Below are 21,083 nucleotides of genomic sequence, written 5' to 3' on the forward strand. Positions count from 1 at the left end.
GTTACTCACTGATTAAGGTTAGCGTAAGGGTTTGGTTGTGTTGTTCGCACACATTATTGGCATAAAAAGGCGCTATCTCTGCATATGAATAGAAACCGGCCATGGCGGCCTGTTCGCCCACCACTTCGCGTACCAGTTCCACTTCTTCCTCTATGCGAAGGCCCATAATGGCCTTGCGGCCCATGCAGCTAACCAGCAGTGCCAGTTCGGCAGGGTTTTTACGGTTTAGGGTGGCTTGTTTTGCGGCTTCTATGGCTCCGTCGTTAATACCGTGCATAGAGGCCATAAGCAGCTGTATGCGGCTGCCTTCAGGGCAGTCACCCGCCAGTACTACAGAACCGTCTGTAGTGTCAATCTGTAATACGGTGCGTACCAGCGCAAAGTTTTTACCCGGAGGGGTTATCTGTAGTGGGAATGCTAATAATGATTCCATTTTTTGCTCTACACGGTCGCCCAGGTAGGCTATATACAGGTCAAGCGCGGGCTTGCCGTCTATTTCGTATACTACGTTCTTTTCTGCTTTTGTGGCCTTACGCTCCGGGCCCAGCGGCTGGAAACCACCAAAGCTGGCATGCGTTATCTCAGGGTTGCCACCGTACAGGCCTATCAGCACGGCAGTACCTTCTTCCATGGGTACGGTGCCGTAGCCGGTAATGGTTTTTTCAAAACGGTTATCGTCGCCGCTAAGGCCGCCGGTAGTGGCTATATTGGCTAGCGGGCTATCTGCAATACCCTGAACAAGGGCGCTGCCGTTAAGGAAATGCCCGGAGGCAAATATAAGCAGGTGCTTCAGATTGTCAATAGGCATTTTAGCACACAGTGCGCGTGCCATTGCGGTAGCATCGCCATTGTGGTTTTGCAGGCTGTCCGTCTCTATCCTGAAGGTGCTTTTTTCAAATTCCATTGCTGTTACCGACAGGGATTCGTCGTATACGTGGTCGCCCAGTATTTCTCCGGCGGTAGATATGTATACAATTTCGGGATAGGCAAATTCTTTTTGCAATTCTTCTAAAACTCCTGAATCATCAAGCAACAAACGGTTTGCAAATACCAGGACCAACGGGTTTTGCAACTGTTGTTTTTCGGTAATGTAGTCCCATCCTTTAGCGCGGGTGTAAAGTGCCTGTACTGCTTTCATTATTTAGATGTTTTAGGGAATCGGGCAAAAAACGTGGTGCCCTGGCCCACAATACTTTCTATCCATACCTTTCCTTTGTAGTGGTCTACCACCTTTTTTACAATGGAAAGCCCCAGCCCGGTAGAACGCTCGTTTTTAACCAGCGACTGGAATATTTTAAATACTTTTTCGTGATTTTCAGGCGCTATGCCGGGGCCGTTATCCTTTACATAAAACGTATAGTCTACCGGGGTTTCTTCATAGCCTATGTTTACAAAGCCTTCGGGCTTGTCTATGTAGCTTACGGCATTACCTATAAGGTTCTGGAACAGCTGCTGCATACGGAACCTGTCGGCCAGCACGGTAGGCAGCTTGTTGTCTACCTTTACCTGTATGTGGTGTGGTATGTCTATAATGTGGATGATGTTAGATACCACCTCGTCCAGGTCTATGCGTTCGCGGCCCACATCGGTACGGTCTATACGCGAGTAGGTAAGTACGCCCTGTATAAGGCTGTCCATTTTTTCGAGCTTGTTCTCTATCATATTCATGTACATAGAGGTCTGCTCGCTCATGGTGCCTTCGTTTTCCTCGCGTATCCATGCAATAAGCGAGTTGATGCTGCGCAGTGGCGACTTCAAATCGTGCGATACTATCTGTGCATAGTCCTCAAGCTCCTTGTTACTCTTTTCAAGGCTTTCCAGTAGTTCTTCTTTCTGCTGCTCGAATTTCTTACGCTGGCTGATGTCTTCGGCTACGGCAAAATACCCTTTTATTTCACCACGCTCGTCATACAGCGTTTGCCCCTGTATGTACGTCCAGAACGGTTGCCTTTTGGCGTTATAGTTAAGTATTTCGCAGCTGAAGGGTTTGCCCTGGTCTATTTGGTCTATAAGGTATTGCGTAGTTACGGGGTCGGTTTCAACTCCTTGTAGTAGGTCACCCGGCCTTTTACCCAATAGGTCGGCAAGGCTGAACCCTGTCATTTCGCTATAGCGTTTGTTCGCCCAGTTTATACGGCCGTCGCTATCGCAAATTACGATTGAGTTTATATTTTTTTCCGATATCAGCGAAAGCAACTTTACCTGCTCGTCTTTCGCCTTTATCTCGGTCATGTCTTCTATCATGGCAAAGTACTGTGTAACTTTGCCGGTATCGTCGTATATGGGCTGCCCCTGTGTACGCGTCCAGAAAAAGCTGCCGTCTTTACGCCCGTGGGTTATTTCCACATCAAAAGCCTCGCCGCTGTAAAACAGGTTCACCATTTTATCAAGCGCCTCCCGTGCTATAGCAGGGTTGTTACCCACCTGCACCGGGGTGCGGCCTATAATTTCCTCGCGGGTAAAGCCGGTTTGCTCCGTATAGGCATCGTTACACCAAAATATCTTGGCATCGGGCGTGGTAAATATAATGCCGTTGTTGTTGCTGCTGGCCACCAGAGAAAGGCGGTTCAGCTCCTCGCGGTCTTTACGAAGTTCCTCGCGCTGGCTGTTGTTTATCTTAAGCAGGTTGCGTAGTTCGAGGGTGGTTATTTCCTGCGTTTTAAGCAACTGTAGCAAATCCAGGAGCGGGTCATAACTGGCAAAGTCAGAGAGGTTTAGGCTTCTGCCTTTTACCTCTTCCATAGATACAAACCATGGCGAACCTACAAACAGAAAGCAGTCGCCCAGCTGTTCAAACTGCCCCCTTAGTATCACTTCAGATCCTGCAATGCTTTCCAGTATCACCAGGTTATTACAGTTTTGCTCTAACGATTCTGCGTTTATTTCTTCCACAAAAGGCCGCTTAAAGTCGAAAATATCTGGGAAAAGGGTGCCGGATGCAATTTCCGGATATAGTTTAGAAATACTCCTTCCGAAGGATTGTATTTCCATATTATGGCCTATAAGAAGGTAGAAAGGAAAAAGTTTGCCAAAATTATCCTTTGTAAATGAAAATGTCTTACTATCCATTGTGTTTTTTTACCAGCTAACATTAAATACTAAAGTCCGGCGGGTGCCCTTTTCGGGTAGGGCGGTAACGGTACTGCCTTTGTCAAAATGGTGCGCTATGCCGGTAAGGTATCCTAACACGTATGGCGTTATGCCGTCTTGCTTGTACTGGTATTCTATTTCCAAAGAATTTTCAGTACTGGCCGTAATCCTGAACTCGGGTGCGCCGAGGTGAGGGTAAATAAGGCTCATACGGTTATGATATGCTGGTAAATTTAGTAAATATTCCTGCAGGCTGTCTCCCCTTGAGAGCATTACTTCAGGATATTTTTCGGTAATGGTTACCGGGGTGTGGTAGCCAAAGCCGTACAACACCTTGTTTATGTCTTCGCCGGTTTCGGTTGCGGTAAGGCCGGCTATATGGTACACATTCTGTTCGCTGTAAGGTTGTTCGGTAGCGGTAAAGCTTATATTGCGGTCTATGCGGGAGGCTATTTCCTGCCAGGCGGCATCGCCATAAGCAGCTTTAGCATAATCCTTTATGGTTACATATATCATCCCGTACATAGCAAGGTAATTTTTTATTGCGAGGTTAGTTCGTTTGTGCTCCAGTATTCCAGCAGTTTCTTTATACGCTCGGTATACTCTTCATACTTCAGCGGTTTTATAAGGTAGCCCGCTATGCCTATACGGTAGCATTCCAGTACATCTCTGTGGTTGTTGCTGGTACTCAGTATTATAGAAGGTATGTAGCGCAGTACCTCGTCTGCCTTCAGTATGCCTAAAAACTCTATGCCGTTTATCTTCGGCATATTAAGGTCCAGCAGTATAATATCGGGTATAATGTTTTGCTGCTTTAGCAGGTGCAGCGCTTCCTCACCGTTGCCTGCCTCAATAACCTTGTGGTTCAGGCCCAGTGTTTTCAGCACGCGGTTAAACTTCATAACCTCTATAGCGTCATCCTCTATGAGTAAAATAGTAAGCACCCTTGACATTGTAAATTGTGTAATATGGATAGATAGCAAAAATAGGAAATGTAAAAGCATAAAATCGTTAATCTTCGTTATGGGAGGGGTTTGCTTCGGTGGATGGCGGTTAACTTTCGGTGAATGGTATTTTGTCGTAGATGAACGGTGTGGTTTTAACAATTTATTAATATATCTTAACGATGATATGTGTTATTTGTCGACACGCCAATACACGTTCGTCTCTAAATTCCTACACTTCGTCTAATAAATATCAGGTATTGCAGCAATCATGATAATTTTGCCCGTGTAAACAATACAAAAGCCCATGGCTAATATGGGTTGAGTTTTCAGGAAACTTCCGGTATAGGGTTACAGAAACAACTACATTTAACTTCGGCCTGCACCTGCCCCCGGTGCAGGCTTTTTTATTTCAGGAATACTTTATGGTTTTGTAGGTAATTACTTTGTTAAATGCCGTTCGTCGACAGTTTTTTCGGTTTTGCCGACACTAAGCCCTTAATCGCCGAAAATACCCTGTACTGCCTGCAACGCTGCCCTATCTTTGCCATGTAAATAAGAACAAACATACAGGCTGAAATATAAACGAAACCTGTTTTTAAAATATACAGCTTCTAAAAAAGCCCCCCTAAATTTTTTTAGAAGAAATTTTTACTAATGCAACTTCACTTATAGTCCCCAAAAAAACCGCTAACCCCAATGCGGTTTTTTTTTATTTTGTATCGTACCGGTTTTATGGATGTGTTTTGTGGAGGCGTAGCACTGCAACGTCCCTACGGATGATTGGAATAAAATTTCTCCCAAAGGCGCAGAGCCGCTAAGATAGAATTTACCGTTCGTCGACAGTTACTACATACACGGCGATACTAAATCCCGTTATGGTCGAAAATAGCCCCGCAACCTGTAATCGCGTCCTATCTTTGCCATGTAAATAAGAACAAACATACAGGCTGAAATATAAACGAAACCTGTTTTTAAAATATACAGCTTCTAAAAAAGCCCCCCTAAATTTTTTTAGAAGAAATTTTTACTAATGCAACTTCACTTATAGTCCCCAAAAAAACCGCTAAACCCAATGCGGTTTTTTTTATTTTGTACCGTACCGGTTTTGTAGAGACGTTGCACTGCAACGTCTAACCGCAACGTCTCACGAATCATTGGTGATAAGATTTCTCGTAAAGGCGCAGCCCCGCCTGTATAGAATTTACCATTCGTCGATAGTTAGCCTGCATGTAACGGCATTAAATCCCGTTATGGTCGAAAAAGCCCGGTACAACCTGCAATGCCTCCCTATCTTTGCTGTAACAAAAACAAAACGGACGGTTTCTAAAAGCCTCGGTTTTAAAATACAGCTTCTGAAAAAAGCCCCAAAATTTTTTAGAAGATATTACTAATGCAACTTCATTTATAGTCCCCCAAAAAACCGCTAACCCCAACGCGGTTTTTTTTATTTTATATCGTACCGGTTTTGTAGAGACGTTGCACTGCAACGTCTCACCGCAACGTCTCACGAATCATTGGTGATCAAATTTCTCGCAAAGGCGTAGCCGCCAGTATAGAATTTACCGTTCGTCGATTATGCCTGTGTGGATAACGGCTGTTGCATTCCATTTATCGAAAATAGCCCGTACAGCCTGCAATGCCGCCCTATCTTTGCCATGTAAATAAGAACAAACAACAGGTGTACACACTACAACAAAAGCCTGTTAGTCGATACAAAGGCTGCTAAAAAGCCCCAAAATTTTTAGGAGCACATTTTGCTAATGCAACGTTATTTAAGTCCCCAAAAAAATAAAACCTGCGGAGCCCCCACCGCAGGTTTTTACATTTAAAAAAAATAAACGTATTGTCCAGTAGTACTACTGAATATCTTTAGTAACAATTTGCAGCGTTTCGCGGCTGGTTTGTTTTACCAGTACGTCTTTGCCCTGTGTTACCGTAGCTTCTGAATTGTCGTTAAAGTGGCGTATGGTATACAGCGACACACCGTCGTTGTAGGTTACCTTAAACTTTTTGGAAAGCACCGCTTTAAGCTCGGCAAAGTTACCAAATTTATCGTCTACGCAAACCGAGAAGCTGATGGCCGAGTTTTGTATCAGCGACACCTTCATGCGGTACTTGTGCAGCAGCGCAAATATTTCGCTGATGTTCTCTTCCATAATGAAAGAAAAATCAAGCGACGACAGCGATATAAGCAGTTGGTCTTTCTTAACGATAAAACAGCTGGTTTGCGGCTCCAGGTCGGCGCCTTTGCTTACGCTGGTGCCCGGCAATAATGGGTTTATAAACGATTTTACGTAAAGCGGAATCTCCTTGCGTTGCAGTGGTTGCAGCGTTTTCGGGTGGATAACCGTAGCGCCGTAAAACGCCAGCTCTATGGCTTCGCGATAGCTTATCTGGTTCAGCAGCACCGCATTCTGGAAATAGCGTGGGTCGGCATTCATTACGCCCGGCACGTCTTTCCATATGGTTACGCTTTCGGCACCCACACAGTAGGCAAATATAGCGGCAGTATAGTCGCTACCCTCGCGGCCCAGTGTGGTAGTAAAGTTGTTCTCATCACTACCAAGGAAACCCTGTGTAATGTTAAGGTTCTTCTTTTTTACCACTTTGGTAATATTCTTTTTGGTATTGTCCCAGTCTACAACAGAATCGCGGTAGGTGTTATCGGTCTTTATCAGTTCGCGCACGTCCAGCCAGGTATTCTTCAGGCCTACGTGGTTAAAGTAGTGGCTTACAATAGTGGTTGAAATCACCTCGCCAAGGCTTACCACCTGGTCGTACACAAAGTTGTAGTTTGGCGATTTATTGCCCTGTAAAAACGATTCAAGCCCCGTAAATATATTGCCCACGGCAGTAAACACGGCATGCTTGTCGTCTTCAAAAAGCTCCAGCAATATCTGGTTATGGTATTTTTTTATTTCCTGTATGCTGGCCTGTAGCCCGGCAGATTTGTCAAAGTAATTTTTTATAACCACCTCAAAGGCATTGGTGGTTTTCCCCATGGCGCTTATAACCAGCAGCACATCTTCATGGCCCACCTGTTGCAGCACGCTGTACACATTCTTTACGCCGTCGGCATCCTTAACCGATGCCCCTCCGAATTTAAATACTTTCATGTATAATTTTGGTGTTCTTGTATAGTTAGTTAAGGTGTTTTTCGGTCAGTGTGGCCGTAAAAGCTATAAGGCCCTGTTCGTCCATCTGCACGGTACGCCAGGTTTCCAGTATCCTGGCACCGCTTTTTTCGTAGAAGTTTATGGCAGGCGTATTCCAGTCCAGCACGGCCCACTCCACGCGGCGCAGCCCCAGCTGTTTTGCATACTGCATTACGGCAGTATACAGTGCGCTGCCGGCCCCGGTGCGGCGGTGGCTTTCTTTTACAATAAGGTCTTCCAGGTGTATGGTTTTTCCTTTCCAGGTGCTGTAGCGGTAGTAAAACAGCGCCATGCCTATAATTTCGCCGTCTTGTTCGGCTACATACGTTTCAAATAACGGCTGCGTGCCAAAACCGTCGCGCTCCAGGTCGGCTACGGTTATAACTACGGCATCCGGCTCTTTTTCAAAAATAGCCAGTTCGCGTATCAGTTCCAGTACGGCAGGCATGTCTTCTTTCTGTCCCCTTCTTATGGTCATCGTTTTGTGATATTTTGGCAAAAATACAAGTTTAACAAACTGCTAAATAATAAATTATTTTCATATCACAAAAATTCGCATATTTGTGCCAACCCAAACTAAATCGATTTCGATGGAAGAAGAAAGAAACTTAACCCTCGGTGAGTTCATCATCGAAAAGCAGGAGGACTTTAAGTATTCCTCCGGCGAACTTTCCCGATTGCTCAATTCTATCCGCCTGGCGGCAAAAGTGGTAAACTATAAAGTAAACCAGGCCGGGCTTGTAGACATTACCGGGGCAGCCGGAAACCAAAACATCCAGGGCGAAGACCAGCAAAAACTGGATGTGTTTGCAAACGAAACCTTTATGCAAACGCTGATAAACCGTGAAATTGTGTGCGGTATAGCCAGCGAGGAGAACGATGAGTTCATTGAAATCAAGGGCATGGACGAATGCCACAACAACAAGTACGTGGTGCTTATGGATCCGCTGGACGGATCAAGCAACATAGATGTAAACGTACCCGTAGGTACCATCTTTTCTATCTACCGCAGGGTAACCCCACAAGGCACCCCGGTAACTATTGAAGACTTTCTGCAGCCCGGCGACGCACAGGTGGCTGCCGGCTACGTGATTTACGGCACCAGCACCATGCTGGTGTACACTACAGGCCGCGGCGTACACGGCTTTACACTAAACCCGGCCATTGGCACGTTTTACCTAAGCCACCCGGATATGAAATTCCCGAAGAACGGTAATATTTACTCTATAAACGAGGGTAACTATGTGCATTTTCCGCAGGGGGTGAAAGATTATATAAAGTATTGCCAGAAGGAAGAGGCTAACCGCCCCTATACCAGCCGCTATATAGGCAGCCTTGTGGCAGATATACACCGCAACATGATTAAAGGCGGCATATACATATACCCTACCAGCAGCAAAGCGCCTAAGGGCAAGCTGCGCCTGCTGTACGAGTGCAACCCTATGGCTTTTATAGCAGAGCAGGCGGGGGGCAGGGCTACAGACGGTTTCCAGCGTATTATGGAAATAAAGCCTACAGAGCTGCACCAGCGCGTGCCGTTCTTTTGCGGAAGCTATAATATGGTAGCCAAAGCCGAGGAGTTTATGGCACTGTATGTAGAACAACAGGCATAACTATAACCAAACCTTTTTTATATTAGTTTCCTGATTTTTTTCTGAAAGCCTGCGGATTAGCCACCGCAGGTTTTTGTTTTTATCAGCTTTTCCCAACGATAAGGTTGGCCACAAATGCCAGGCATACCAAGCCTATTAAGTACTGGAACAATATCCATAAAGCAATAAAAGCATTGTTAAGCTTAATGTTTTCTATATCCAGGCGTATCCTCCAGAAAATGTGGTTGGTAAAATAGAAGCAGTAAAAATACCGTAAAAAGAATTTCCTGGGTGTGCTTATTGCGGTATTGTTAATTACGCGTTCATTGGCTTTGTCTATTTCTTCTATGAAAAAACCTTCTTTAATAATACGGTTAAAAATCAGCATGTTTATAAAGCTGAAAAACATCAGTAGTATAAAGGAATTAAACACAACCTTGGTTTTGTCATAACCAAAATTCCACCACAATTCATTTAAGCGGCTTTGCCATTTCATATACGATTTGTCGCAAAACTTCCTGTACTCTACATCAAGCAGTTCATAGCTTTCTATTTGTCCTTTTTCCTTAAAGCTTTTTAGTACGGCTTCATATATACGCCTTGCTTTATCAGTTTCCAGGGGTTTGCCGTTATCATCCGTAAGCAGTAGCTTAAAGTGGAAATAGTCAAATTCTATTTTTGAAACATCGGTGTTATCAAGCTTTATATAGTGGGTTTTATTCTTTTTAAATGACGCAGATGTAAGCTCAATCCTGAAGTCATGTCCGTCATTGCCAGAAAAATCAAGGGTGTCCGGTAATGTTGCATTTCCAAAGGAAATGTTGATTTTTTTATCGGCTCGAAGGCCAATAATATTTAGTCTTTTGTGGAAAATTGCATCCTGAAAGGAAACCGACCAATTAAAAGCACAACCATAAAAATTTGCAGCCTTGTGAAATTCGGTAAACATAAATTCTGTATGCTTGTCAAACGTTGAAGCTACAAAGGTTACGTCCTGTTTAAACTCAGTGAAATTTCCTTCAGCCTCGCCGCTAAAATAAACCCGGTCAAAAAAACGGACGTGAAAAAACGTAGCCGAATTGAATTTGCAACTATGGAAATCTGTTTCGCCTGTCATATCACAATCTGAAAAATCAGCCGCATCGTTAAATGCCAAATCACGAAATTCAGGATTGGTAACAATGCAGTTCTCTACACTAAACGGTTTTTTAAATGTTTCGTCTAAATCAAATGAATAATCGTCTGAGATGTAAATATCTAAATCAGCATTTTTGATGCTAACCTCATTTGTGAAAGTTTCCTGTCGGCTTAAATCCAGTGTGGCTTTTGTTTTTTCTCCCGGCCTTGTCTGGGCAAAAGTTATGGTTATGCCTGCAAGCCATAGTACTGTCAGTAAAATGTTTTTAGGCATCCCGGAAATGTTTTGTGTTTGAAATGAATATAAAATGCTTATTGGTAGTCAGTTGATAAATGTATAAATAAAAACAGGAGGATAAATACTTATCCTCCTGTTTTTATTGTCGAGTAAATTCTTACTTATTCATGTGCTGCATTTCGTATACAAAGGTGTCGCTGTCTACGCCCATAACCAGTAACGAAAGCGCCTTGTCTACAATATACTTTACGTTGCCCGGGGTAAAGCCCAGTGCCAGCGAAAAACGGGTAAGTATTTCTTTTTGCTTAGGCCCCAGTACGTGGTCTGCGTACACCATGCGGCTCAGGTCGTACAGTCTTTCCAGTCGCTGCACATACAGGTGCGGCGGGTTTACGGGGTACTTATACGGGTTAGCCAGTATCAGCTTGTAGTCTTCCTCCGAAATCTCTAATTTCTTAGCTAACTTATCAATAAACGCCCTTTCCTCTACACTGAGGTGGCCGTTCTCCATGGCAACCCTAACGATAGAGGCAAAATGCCCCTGGTTACGTTGCTTAAATCCTGTGTCAAATAAATCTGAGATAGACATAATTCTTTGTGTTTCGTTTACTTTCTTCTAAAAACTTTTTTGCGTTCAATAAATTTATGAAAACATTTTTTAATAGTTATCATTATATGTGCCATTGCGGCGCAAAAAAGCTGTAAGTTTACATTTCCTAACTAAATCTTAAGAATTTTTCGGCTGATGAGCGATTTTCAGTTATACTTTACCCTCGGTTTTCAGCATGTGCTGAGCCTTGACGGGTTCGACCACCTTTTATTCCTTGCCATGCTGGCATTACCTTACAGCTTTAAAGACTGGAAACAGGTACTGCTGCTGTCTACACTTTTCACCGTGGGGCATACCATGACGCTGGTACTCTCGGTATACGGGCTGGTAAACGTAAATTTGGGGCCTGTAGAGTTCCTAATCCCCATAACCATATTTGCAACGGCATTGGCCAATATTTTCTTTACCAAAAACCGTTCGGCATCAGGCATGTTGAATTTTACGGCATTAACCGCGTTGTTTTTTGGGCTGGTGCACGGGCTGGGTTTTTCGCACGGCTTCAAGATGATCATTGCCGGGCAAAAGCAGCGCGTATTCGTTACACTCTTAGAATTTACACTGGGTATAGAGGTGGCACAACTTATTGCCGTTTTAGCCGTTCTTATCATTACACTGCTGGTTACAGACGGGCTTAAGGTAAACCGCCGCGACTGGCAGCTGGGGCTTTCGGCTTTTGTGGCAGGTATTTCATTGCCCCTAATCATTAGCCACCGTTTTTGGTAATTTATACGTAATTTTAAAGTCCCGCAGCGCAGGCAGCGGGCACTGCACATGATACACGACAAACTGAATAAATATGACAGGGCTTACCTGAGGATAGCCCGCGAGTGGGGCCAGCTTTCGTACTGCAAACGAAAAAAAGTTGGCGCAATTATTGTAAAAGACAGGATGATCATCTCAGATGGGTACAACGGTACACCGTCGGGCTTTGAAAACTGCTGCGAGGATGATGAGGGCACCACAAAATGGTACGTACTGCACGCCGAGGCCAATGCCATACTTAAGGTGGCTCGCTCTACCCAGAGCTGCGAAGGCGCTACGCTGTACATAACCATGTCGCCCTGCAAAGACTGCAGCAAACTGATACACCAGGCGGGCATAACCCGTGTGGTATACCAGTCATTGTACAAAGACCGTTCAGGGATCGATTTCCTGGAGAAGGCAGGTGTAGCGGTAGTACAGGTATCTGAACAGGATAGTATTAAAAATGAAGATTAACAAAATATTCCTCCCCGTAGTGCTGGCCACAGTGCTGGCCCTGGGGATAGTTATAGGCAGCCTGCTGAATTACCCGGCGCACCAGGGTACGCTTATTGGCGGCAACACTTCAGGCAAAGGCAAGCTGAACAAGCTGGTGGATTTCATAGAAAGCGACTACGTAGACGATGTAAATACCGACAGTATTGTAGACCTTACCGTAAACAGCATACTGGAAAAACTGGATCCGCACAGCGTATACATAGACAAAGGCGAAATGGAACAGGTAAGCCAAAGCATGAAGGGCGACTTTGTAGGCATTGGCGTCAACTTTTATATGTATAAAGATTCGGTCGCGGTAATAAAGCCCATACCGGGCGGCCCCAGCGAAAAAGCAGGCATACGCGCGGGCGACCGCATCCTTTTTGCCGATAATTATAAGCTGTACGGACGTAAGCTGCCAAACGATACGCTCTTTAGTAAACTAAAAGGAGAAGAAGGCAGTAAGCTTACCCTTACTATTTTCCGCAAAAGCGAAAACCGCAAGTTTAATGTAAACATTACCCGAGATGTGGTGCCTATAAAAAGCGTAGACGCTGCCGTAATGGTACAACCGGGTACGGGCTACATTAAGGTGAACCGCTTTGCCGAAACTACCGAAACCGAATTCCATAAAGCTATTGCTGACCTGAAAAAACAGGGAGCAAAAGAGCTGATTGTAGACCTTCGGGATAATGGTGGCGGCTACATGGAAATGGCTGTGGAAATGGCCGACGAGTTCCTGCCGAAAGACCGCGTGATTGTAAAGACCAAAAACAAGAAAGGCCGTGTGGACGTTAACCGTTCTACCGAAAAAGGCCTGTTTGAAAGCGGCAAACTCTATGTGTTGATAAACGAAAACAGTGCTTCGGCGAGCGAAATATTTGCCGGTGCCATACAGGATAACGACAGGGGTACTATAGTGGGCCGCCGTTCATTTGGTAAAGGGCTGGTGCAACGTGAAATGCCACTGGGCGATGGCAGTGCCGTACGCCTTACCGTGGCACGCTACTACACGCCTTCGGGGCGCAGTATACAACGCAGCTATAAAGAGGGCGGCGATGCGTATTTTAACGACCTGCAAAAGCGTTTTGAAAGTGGCGAGCTTTACGCCGCCGACAGCATAAAAATAGCCGATACACTGAAGTATAAGACCCTCAAAGGGCGTATAGTGTACGGCGGCGGCGGTATTATTCCCGATACGTTTGTGCCGCTGGACGGTAAGCATGGCGATGAAAACATCACCACCCTGATGCAAAGTGGCATGGTGAGTTATTTTGTGTTTGAACAGCTGGATAAGGAAGGCCGCAAGATTTTCAATAACCTTGACCAGGCCGCGATAGAAAAACGCATTACCGAAAGCGATACGTACTATAATGCTTTTAATACCTACCTGGCCGGCAACGGGCTTGTATTTAAACTGGAAAAACACAAGCAACGCGTGAAGGAATACCTTGCTGCTGAGTTTGTACGCCAGCTGATAAATGAAGCGGCCTACTATAAGCTGGTACTGAAACAGGATAATATGGTGAAGACGGTAATAGCCCCCTAACCCTCAAAGGGGGAATAGTTGATAGGGTAAAGTCGCAGTAAGCAGTAGCTTCACTCATACATCCTATAATTTAGAATGTGTTATACCTATACGTTACTTTCTTCACGCTCCGTCATTACGAGGAGGTACGACGAAGTAATCTCATAAATAAAATAACAAAGCCCATAAGTTTATCGCTTATGGGCTTTGTTGTTTTAGGTTGCCACACTCCGCTGCACTGCGTTCAATGACCGTCCGTGTGAGTGAAGCTCATTCTGAATTCTGAAATCTACCTTCTGAAATCTAAAAATTACTTAGGTACACTGTCGTGGCTTTGGCTTGGTTTGCCGTCGTTCCACAGGGTGAGTATGTCTGTAGCAACCGATGCGCCACTGCCTGCTGCTATGGCAAGCTGGCTGCGCCATCCGGCAAGGGTGCCCGCTACATATAGGCCTTCGGTTACCAGGTGGTCGTCGTTACGCAGCTGTATACGGTTCTTTTCAGGTATGGCCCGTTTATTAGGCTCTATATACTGGTCCAGGCCTTCAATGCCAATAATCGGGGCAGAGCCTACGGCTACTACTACAATTTTGGCCTTAAACGCGTTGCCTTTATTAGTGGTTACGGTAAAATCTCCGGCAGTGCCTTCAATCTTCATGGCCTTTTCGTCGGCTATCTGCGTTACAGCAGGGTAGGTTTTGCTCAGGTTGTCAAGGCTGGTTTGCAGCAACTCCTGGCCTGTGGTGCCGGGTGCTATGCCGTAAGCATTGTTATACAAACCGTTTTGCAGCGACGAGGCTTTTTGGTGGGTAAGTATGGCCGCGGTTTTTCCTTCGGCATATGGTTTATTAAGGCCTGAGCCAATAATAAGTGCGCAGGAAACGCCGGCAACGCCCCCGCCTATAATAAGTACATCAAACATTAGTGTTTACGGATTTTCTGGTCAATTTTTTTTGCGCTGTTAAAAATCAGCAGTATCAGCAGCCCGCATACCGAAAGCAGCGAGCAGATAAGTGCTACAGCACTGTTTTTTTCAAGTGGGTTTTCAAAGTTTACCTGTGTAAGGTTAAACACCGCCAGGGCAGCAGTAAGCCCCATAAGGATATAAATGAATACTTTCATTGTAGTATTGCTTAAATATGAAATAACTGGCCGTAAAATTAGTCAATATAAATGTTAAACAAACAACTGCTTTACATTCGATGCAAATAATTTAACAGCAATAGCCAGTAGTATCACCCCAAACACCTTACGGATTACCCCCAGGCCGTTATTGCCCAGTATACGTTCTATCTTGGCCGATGATTTCAGTACTACATACACTACTGCGACGTTTATGGCTATGGCTATGATAATGTTTACCTTGTCGTACTGCGAGCGTAATGAAAGCAGCGTGGTCATGGTACCTGCCCCGGCTATAAGCGGGAAAGCTATGGGTACTATAGATGCCGTGCTGGGGTTGTCTTCCTTATACAGGTTGATGCCCAGTATCATTTCCAGCGCCAGGAAAAACAGCACGAACGAACCTGCTACGGCAAAGGAGTTGGCATCGATGCCTATAAGCTTCAGGATTTCTTCCCCCACAAAAAGGAAGGCAATCATGATAACCAATGCTACTATCGAAGCCTTTTCGCTTTGTATGTGGCCCAGCTTGCTGCGCAGGTTTACAATAATGGGTATGCTGCCCACTATATCTATCACGGCAAACAGTACCATGCTTACGGTAAAAACATCTTTCCAGTTAACAATCATAGTATTAGGTGTATTTTCGCGGCGCAAAATTACTGCGCAAAATCACAAACAGCAATATTTTTATGATAAAATTTAACAAGAAAAGCTTCTGAGCGATACAAGGCAAAAGGGATAAGGCAAAAGAAAAAGTGATAAGGCATTTGTATATGAGTGAAGCTGCTCCCCTCTCTTTTGGAGAGGGGCTGGGGTGAGGCCTCTTTTTCAAAGAATAAACACTATCTTTGCGGCATGTTTCAATTGGGTAAAACGATAGTGTCTGAGGACATACTGGAGAAGGAATTTGTGTGCAACCTTAGTGCCTGCCAAGGCGCGTGCTGTGTAGATGGCGATGCGGGTGCACCGCTTATTGAAGAGGAGACCAAGATACTTGAGGAAATTTACCCGTTGGTAAAGCCATTCCTGCGTAAAGAGGGGATTGAAGCCATAGAAGCCCAGGGCACCTGGGTGGTAGGCACCGATGGCGAACTGGAAACCCCGCTTATAGACAATAAAGACTGCGCCTATGTTATTTTCGACGGGAAAACCGCGTTGTGCGGCATAGAGCAGGCTTATAACCAGGGTATAGTGCAGTGGAAAAAACCCGTAAGCTGCCACCTGTACCCCATACGTATAAAGGACTATTCAGAATTTGCAGCGGTAAACTACGACCGTTGGGAAATTTGCGACCCTGCCTGCAGCCTGGGTAAGGAGCTGGAGGTGCCGGTATACAAGTTTGTAAAGGAAGCACTCATCCGCCGTTTCGGCATCGACTGGTATACCGAACTGGAAAAAATAGCCGAGGATTTAAAAAAGGACGGACCAAAGAGGAGGAGATAAAATTTCTTTTGTTCTTGTTTTTTAAATCTATAGTCTCCTGACGATTTCAGGGCTTCTGAAAAGTTTATAAAACCCTCCTATTTTACAGGCGAAATCACTGATTTGTGAAATGTTTAACATTTTGTAATATTTTGATATTCAGCATTGTGTGATTTTTATGAAAGCCTTAACATATTTGCTTTATTGTTAAAAACTATCCGCGATTGTGGATAACTATGTGTTTGAATTTTTAATGTAATTGCCAACCTTTGTATTCTACGACCGTTAGAAAATTCGAAAACCCTAAAGCAATAAAACTCAAAATACTATGTCTTCAATAGAGCCTATACTTCAGGAAAATAAAAACCGCTTTGTGATTTTTCCTATCAAGCACCACGACATATGGGATTGGTACAAGAAAATGGAAGCGAGCTTTTGGACGGCTGAAGAAATAGACCTGCACCAGGACCTTAACGACTGGAACAATAAGCTTACAGAAGAAGAGAAGTATTTTATAAAGCATATCCTTGCGTTTTTTGCTGCTTCAGATGGTATTGTGAACGAAAACCTGGCCGAAAACTTTGTGAACGAGGTGCAGTACCCGGAAGCGAAGTTTTTCTACGGTTTCCAGATTATGATGGAAAACATCCACAGCGAAACCTACTCGCTGCTGATTGATACCTATGTAAAGGACGAAGCTGAAAAAAGCGAGCTGTTTAATGCACTTGATGTATTCCCGGCCATTAAAAAGAAAGCAGAATGGGCACTGAAATGGATAGAAAGTGATTCTTTTGCCGAAAGGCTTATTGCTTTTGCAGCGGTAGAGGGTATTTTCTTCTCGGGTGCGTTCTGTTCTATTTTCTGGCTGAAGAAGCGCGGCCTTATGCCGGGCCTTACCTTTAGTAACGAGCTGATAAGCCGTGACGAAGGCGTACACTGCGACTTTGCTGTGCACCTGCACAACAACCACCTGGTAAACAAAGTGCCTGCGGCCCGTATTAAAGAAATTATTGTAGATGCCCTGAATATAGAGCGTGAGTTTATTACCGAATCATTACCGGTAAGCCTTATAGGCATGAACTCGGCCCTGATGACACAGTACCTGGAGTTTGTAACCGACAGGCTTCTTGTAGAGCTGGGCTGCGAAAGGGTGTACAACGTAGCTAACCCATTTGACTTTATGGATATGATTTCGCTACAGGGTAAGACCAACTTCTTTGAGAAGCGGGTGTCTGAATACCAGAAAGCGGGTGTAATGAATAAAGATACGGATTCACAGAAGATCAGTTTCGACGCTGACTTTTAATATATAGTTTTTTTAACGATTTTGTTTTTGGGAGATGCTGCTTCTGCAGGTTCTCCCGGGGGATTATTAACCTTAATTTATAGCCTTATGTATGTAGTAAAAAGAGACGGAAGAAGAGAGCCTGTCATGTTTGACAAGATAACCGACAGGGTAAGGATATTGTGTTATGGCCTTAACGACCTGGTAGACCCGGTTAAGGTAGCCATGCGCGTTATTGAAGGATTGTATGACGGGGTAACCACCTCTGAACTGGATAACCTTGCAGCCGAAACTGCCGCCTCTATGACTGTTACCCACCCTGATTATGCCCTGCTTGCAGCGCGTATAGCGGTGAGTAACCTGCATAAAAATACCACGAAGTCATTCTCTGAAACTATGACAGAGATGTACAACTACGTAAACCCGCGTACCAACCAGGAGTCGCCTCTATTAAGTGATGAGGTGTATGAAATAATTAAGGCCAATGCCGAAATACTGGACAGTAAAATTATTTACAACCGCGACTTTAACTACGACTATTTCGGGTTTAAAACCCTTGAGCGCAGCTACCTGCTGCGTATAAACGGACGTATAGTAGAGCGCCCGCAGCACATGCTTATGCGTGTATCTGTAGGTATTCACCTTAACGATATAGAATCGGCCATAGAAACCTATGAGCTGATGAGTAAAAAATACTTTACCCACGCTACGCCTACGCTGTTTAACTCAGGTACGCCAAAGCCACAGATGTCGAGCTGCTTCCTGCTTTCTATGAAAGACGACAGCATAGACGGTATTTACGATACGCTGAAAAACACGGCTAAAATATCGCAGTCTGCCGGTGGTATAGGGCTGTCTATCCACAACGTAAGGGCTACGGGTTCGTACATCCGCGGTACTAACGGTACCAGTAACGGTATTGTGCCTATGCTTAGGGTATACAACGATACTGCCCGCTATGTAGACCAGGGTGGCGGTAAGCGTAAAGGCAGCTTTGCCGTGTATATAGAGCCATGGCATGCTGATATTTTCGATTTCCTTGACCTTCGCAAAAACCACGGTAAGGAAGAAATGCGTACACGCGACCTGTTCCTGGCCATGTGGATTCCGGACCTGTTTATGAAACGCGTTCAGGAAGACGGCGAGTGGACACTAATGTGCCCTAACGAGTGTCCTAACCTGTACAACGTACACAGCGAGGAGTTTGATGCGCTGTACCTGCAATATGAGTTTGAAAACCGTGGCCGCAAGACTGTAAAGGCGCGTGAACTTTGGGAGAAAATACTTGAAAGCCAGATAGAAACCGGCCTGCCTTACATGCTGTACAAAGATGCGGCTAACCGTAAGAGCAACCAGAAAAACCTGGGTACCATCCGTTCGTCTAACCTGTGTACCGAGATTATGGAGTACACCAGCGAAGATGAAGTAGCGGTATGTAACCTGGCTTCTATATCGCTGCCTATGTTTGTAGAGAACGGCACTTTTAACCACCAGTACCTGTATGATGTTACCAAACGCATCACACGAAACCTGAACAGGGTTATAGACCGCAATTACTACCCGATTGAGGAGGCATACAACAGTAACATGCGTCACCGTCCTGTAGGGCTTGGTGTGCAGGGCCTTGCTGATGCTTTCATCATGATGCGTATGCCGTTTACAAGCGATGAGGCTAAACAGCTTAACCAGGAAATATTTGAAACCATCTACTTTGCCGCTGTTACTGCAAGTATGGAGCTTGCCAAAGAAGAAGGCGCATACTCTACATTCCAGGGTTCGCCTATATCTCAGGGTGAATTCCAGTACAACCTGTGGGGCCTTAAAGACACCGACCTTAGCGGCCGTTGGGACTGGGCTTCACTACGTACAGAGGTTATGGAGCATGGTGTGCGTAACTCGCTGTTGCTTGCGCCAATGCCTACGGCTTCTACATCGCAAATCCTTGGTAACAACGAAGCGTTTGAGCCGTATACTTCAAACATCTACACACGCCGTGTGCTTTCGGGCGAGTTTATCGTGGTGAACAAGCACCTGCTGAAAGACCTTGTAGAACTTGGCCTTTGGAACGAAGAACTGAAGCAGGAGATAATGAGGGCAAACGGTTCGGTGCAAAACATCGATATCATCCCTCAAAACATAAAAGACCTGTACAAAACCGTGTGGGAAATGAGTATGAAGGACATCATAGACATGAGCCGCCAGCGTGGTTATTTCATAGACCAGAGCCAGTCGCTTAACCTGTTTATGGAAGGTGCTACCTACGCCAAGCTTACCTCTATGCACTTCTATGCGTGGCAAAGCGGCCTGAAAACGGGCATGTACTACCTGCGTACCAAGAGTGCGGTGGATGCGATTAAATTTACCCTTAACAATGAGAAGAAAGCCGAACCTGTGGCTGTGGAAGCTGTTGCCGAAGCGGCGCAGGGAGAATCAATGGCTGTTAGCGAATTCCAGGCTATGCTGCAACGCAGCCGCAATGCCGAGCCGGATGACTGCGAAATGTGCGGCTCATAATCTTTCCAATATATACATGCAATGGGGAGCCCTTTATAGGGCTCCTTTTTTTATTTGTACCGGCTTAATGAAGAGGTATTGATTTCGCCAATGCAGTTACCCGAAGTAATTCCGTATTTATTGTAGAAAACCCAATACCTGGATTTGTTATTATAATCACGAACCAGTCGAATAGGGATAATATCATCCATTAATTTTATAGTCACATCTATTTTAGGATCACCGGTATTCCTTGAGCTGCTTTCCTTTTTTATATTTTGTAATGCTGCAATCAGGCTGTCATTTTTGGGACGAATGGTGTCATTTATAATAAGCGTATATCCTTGACCTGACATCGTTTCTGTTTTTTGCGAAATCTCATCCCTGCTGATTTTGGAAGCTATACCTGAAACACAAAATATACCGATGATTGAAGATACAAGAAGCCCGAAAGCAATCCCGAAATACTTATTCTTCCATAAAAAATCTGCATTTTCATCCGGATTGTCAAATTGGCGGAATTTGAATACCATTACGAAACCGAAAACTATAAAAAAGCATGGTATGGCCGTAATAAATAAAACATCAAAAAGTACATCAATTATCTTCATTTCATGACAATATTACGCATTATAAAGATGGCTTGATGAACTGTCTGAATATGAATTATCATTCAGGGTAAATTCATTTTTAATGTGCAGGGTAAGGTTAATCCCTATTTTAGTAGCCCTTGTTTGAATGTCCGAAAGTTTGGCATCCTGTATTTCCAGGAGCTTTTTAGCCTCTTCTCTATAGTTAATGTCATTTTGTGCCAAAGCAATATTCTGGAACCACATTGTGTCTATTTGCCGTGCTGTAGAATGGCATTCGGCAGCCAGGATTTTAAGTTCGGTGGTTTTGCTTTCGTACTTAAAAGTGGTTTCCAAACCGGTGATTATGGCTACAAGCAGGCCTATAATAGTAAAGAAAACCAGGTTAAACTCATTATCTGAAGAAAGCAGTTTATCAAACGTGCCTTTGGTCGCTGCCAGAGCACCCAGGGCTATAACTGCTACCTTGCAGGTTGTCCATCTTAGGCTGAACACATGGGCATTCCTGGCTAATATGGTGGCTACCCTGTTTAGTTCTTCCTGCCGTACACTGATTGCATCCTGTAAGTCGTGCCTGTAGTCTGATCCCATATATATGTAAATTTTGGTTGTTGTATAGTGTGTTGATTATA

General features: G+C 44.6%; 20 protein-coding genes. 7 read left to right on the forward strand and 13 right to left on the reverse strand.

Translation table 11 applies throughout. The annotated features are described in order from the left end of the window. Position 1 precedes the first annotated feature (1 nt). From ACZIX4_RS07290 to ACZIX4_RS07315, 6 genes are all read right to left on the reverse strand, one after another. Complete coding sequence (locus tag ACZIX4_RS07290; RefSeq protein WP_463334961.1) at positions 2-1,138, reverse strand: FIST signal transduction protein; 1,137 nt, start codon at positions 1,136-1,138, stop codon at positions 2-4. Then, on the reverse strand, positions 1,138-3,069 hold the full coding sequence (locus tag ACZIX4_RS07295; RefSeq protein WP_463334962.1) for a PAS domain-containing protein: 1,932 nt from the start codon (positions 3,067-3,069) through the stop codon (positions 1,138-1,140). The genes ACZIX4_RS07290 and ACZIX4_RS07295 overlap by 1 nt, the downstream gene beginning before the upstream one ends. Positions 3,070-3,078: 9 nt before the next feature. Continuing rightward, positions 3,079-3,615, reverse strand: a complete 537-nt coding sequence (locus ACZIX4_RS07300) for a heme NO-binding domain-containing protein (protein WP_463334963.1) — start codon at positions 3,613-3,615, stop codon at positions 3,079-3,081. Between the two features lie 14 nt (positions 3,616-3,629). Further along, positions 3,630-4,043 carry a response regulator gene (locus tag ACZIX4_RS07305; protein WP_463334964.1) on the reverse strand — a complete coding sequence of 138 codons (414 nt, stop codon included), beginning with the start codon at positions 4,041-4,043 and terminating at the stop codon, positions 3,630-3,632. A 1,850-nt stretch (positions 4,044-5,893) separates the two neighbouring features. Continuing rightward, entirely contained in the window at positions 5,894-7,153 is a 1,260-nt protein-coding gene (locus ACZIX4_RS07310; RefSeq protein WP_463334965.1) for an aspartate kinase, read from the reverse strand. Between the two features lie 25 nt (positions 7,154-7,178). Continuing rightward, positions 7,179-7,670, reverse strand: a complete 492-nt coding sequence (locus ACZIX4_RS07315; protein ID WP_463334966.1) for an N-acetyltransferase family protein — start codon at positions 7,668-7,670, stop codon at positions 7,179-7,181. Positions 7,671-7,782: 112 nt separating this feature from the next. On the opposite strand from ACZIX4_RS07315, the gene fbp reads away from it, so the two are divergent. Continuing rightward, on the forward strand, positions 7,783-8,805 hold the full coding sequence (gene fbp / locus ACZIX4_RS07320) for a class 1 fructose-bisphosphatase (protein ID WP_463334967.1): 1,023 nt from the start codon (positions 7,783-7,785) through the stop codon (positions 8,803-8,805). Positions 8,806-8,887: 82 nt separating this feature from the next. Here fbp and ACZIX4_RS07325 read toward each other — a convergent pair whose 3' ends face one another. Together ACZIX4_RS07325 and ACZIX4_RS07330 are read right to left on the reverse strand one after the other, a co-directional pair. After that, entirely contained in the window at positions 8,888-10,195 is a 1,308-nt protein-coding gene (locus ACZIX4_RS07325; protein ID WP_463334968.1) for a pentapeptide repeat-containing protein, read from the reverse strand. Positions 10,196-10,316: 121 nt separating this feature from the next. Beyond that, positions 10,317-10,748: a tellurite resistance TerB family protein gene (locus ACZIX4_RS07330; protein WP_411408196.1), complete on the reverse strand. Its 432-nt coding sequence runs from the start codon at positions 10,746-10,748 to the stop codon at positions 10,317-10,319. Between the two features lie 156 nt (positions 10,749-10,904). Between ACZIX4_RS07330 and ACZIX4_RS07335 the strand changes: the two genes are divergently transcribed. The 3 genes from ACZIX4_RS07335 to ACZIX4_RS07345 are packed head-to-tail and all read left to right on the forward strand — an operon-like array spanning position 10,905 to position 13,557. Beyond that, positions 10,905-11,492 carry a HupE/UreJ family protein gene (locus ACZIX4_RS07335; RefSeq protein ID WP_463334969.1) on the forward strand — a complete coding sequence of 196 codons (588 nt, stop codon included), beginning with the start codon at positions 10,905-10,907 and terminating at the stop codon, positions 11,490-11,492. 48 nt (positions 11,493-11,540) lie between these two features. Next, positions 11,541-11,987 (forward strand): deoxycytidylate deaminase, encoded by a 447-nt coding sequence (locus ACZIX4_RS07340; protein WP_463334970.1) that lies wholly within the window; start codon positions 11,541-11,543, stop codon positions 11,985-11,987. After that, positions 11,977-13,557, forward strand: a complete 1,581-nt coding sequence (locus ACZIX4_RS07345) for a S41 family peptidase (protein ID WP_463334971.1) — start codon at positions 11,977-11,979, stop codon at positions 13,555-13,557. The genes ACZIX4_RS07340 and ACZIX4_RS07345 overlap by 11 nt, the downstream gene beginning before the upstream one ends. Before the next feature lie 289 nt (positions 13,558-13,846). On the opposite strand, the gene ACZIX4_RS07350 is transcribed toward ACZIX4_RS07345, so the two are convergent. The 3 genes from ACZIX4_RS07350 to ACZIX4_RS07360 are packed head-to-tail and all read right to left on the reverse strand — an operon-like array spanning position 13,847 to position 15,288. Then, the gene (locus tag ACZIX4_RS07350) at positions 13,847-14,458 is read right to left on the reverse strand and encodes an FAD-dependent oxidoreductase (protein ID WP_463334972.1); all 612 of its coding nucleotides are present in this window, start codon (positions 14,456-14,458) and stop codon (positions 13,847-13,849) included. Further along, the gene (locus ACZIX4_RS07355) at positions 14,458-14,658 is read right to left on the reverse strand and encodes a hypothetical protein (RefSeq protein ID WP_463334973.1); all 201 of its coding nucleotides are present in this window, start codon (positions 14,656-14,658) and stop codon (positions 14,458-14,460) included. Before ACZIX4_RS07355 ends, ACZIX4_RS07350 begins: the two co-directional genes overlap by 1 nt. A gap of 54 nt (positions 14,659-14,712) precedes the next feature. Beyond that, positions 14,713-15,288, reverse strand: coding sequence for a MarC family protein (locus tag ACZIX4_RS07360; RefSeq protein WP_463334974.1), 576 nt, complete (start codon positions 15,286-15,288; stop codon positions 14,713-14,715). A 228-nt stretch (positions 15,289-15,516) separates the two neighbouring features. Between ACZIX4_RS07360 and ACZIX4_RS07365 the strand changes: the two genes are divergently transcribed. The 3 genes from ACZIX4_RS07365 (at position 15,517) to ACZIX4_RS07375 (ending at position 19,882) form a co-directional block, all read left to right on the forward strand. Then, positions 15,517-16,104 (forward strand): DUF3109 family protein, encoded by a 588-nt coding sequence (locus ACZIX4_RS07365; RefSeq protein ID WP_463334975.1) that lies wholly within the window; start codon positions 15,517-15,519, stop codon positions 16,102-16,104. A 307-nt stretch (positions 16,105-16,411) separates the two neighbouring features. Further along, positions 16,412-17,389: a ribonucleotide-diphosphate reductase subunit beta gene (locus ACZIX4_RS07370; RefSeq protein ID WP_463334976.1), complete on the forward strand. Its 978-nt coding sequence runs from the start codon at positions 16,412-16,414 to the stop codon at positions 17,387-17,389. Positions 17,390-17,476: 87 nt separating this feature from the next. Continuing rightward, the gene (locus tag ACZIX4_RS07375; RefSeq protein WP_463334977.1) at positions 17,477-19,882 is read left to right on the forward strand and encodes a ribonucleoside-diphosphate reductase subunit alpha; all 2,406 of its coding nucleotides are present in this window, start codon (positions 17,477-17,479) and stop codon (positions 19,880-19,882) included. A 50-nt stretch (positions 19,883-19,932) separates the two neighbouring features. On the opposite strand, the gene ACZIX4_RS07380 is transcribed toward ACZIX4_RS07375, so the two are convergent. After that, positions 19,933-20,472 (reverse strand): hypothetical protein, encoded by a 540-nt coding sequence (locus tag ACZIX4_RS07380; RefSeq protein WP_463334978.1) that lies wholly within the window; start codon positions 20,470-20,472, stop codon positions 19,933-19,935. A 12-nt stretch (positions 20,473-20,484) separates the two neighbouring features. Next, positions 20,485-21,042 (reverse strand): hypothetical protein, encoded by a 558-nt coding sequence (locus ACZIX4_RS07385; RefSeq protein WP_463334979.1) that lies wholly within the window; start codon positions 21,040-21,042, stop codon positions 20,485-20,487. Positions 21,043-21,083: the final 41 nt, after the last annotated feature.

The sequence above is a fragment of the Flavobacterium niveum genome, assembly GCF_055231775.1.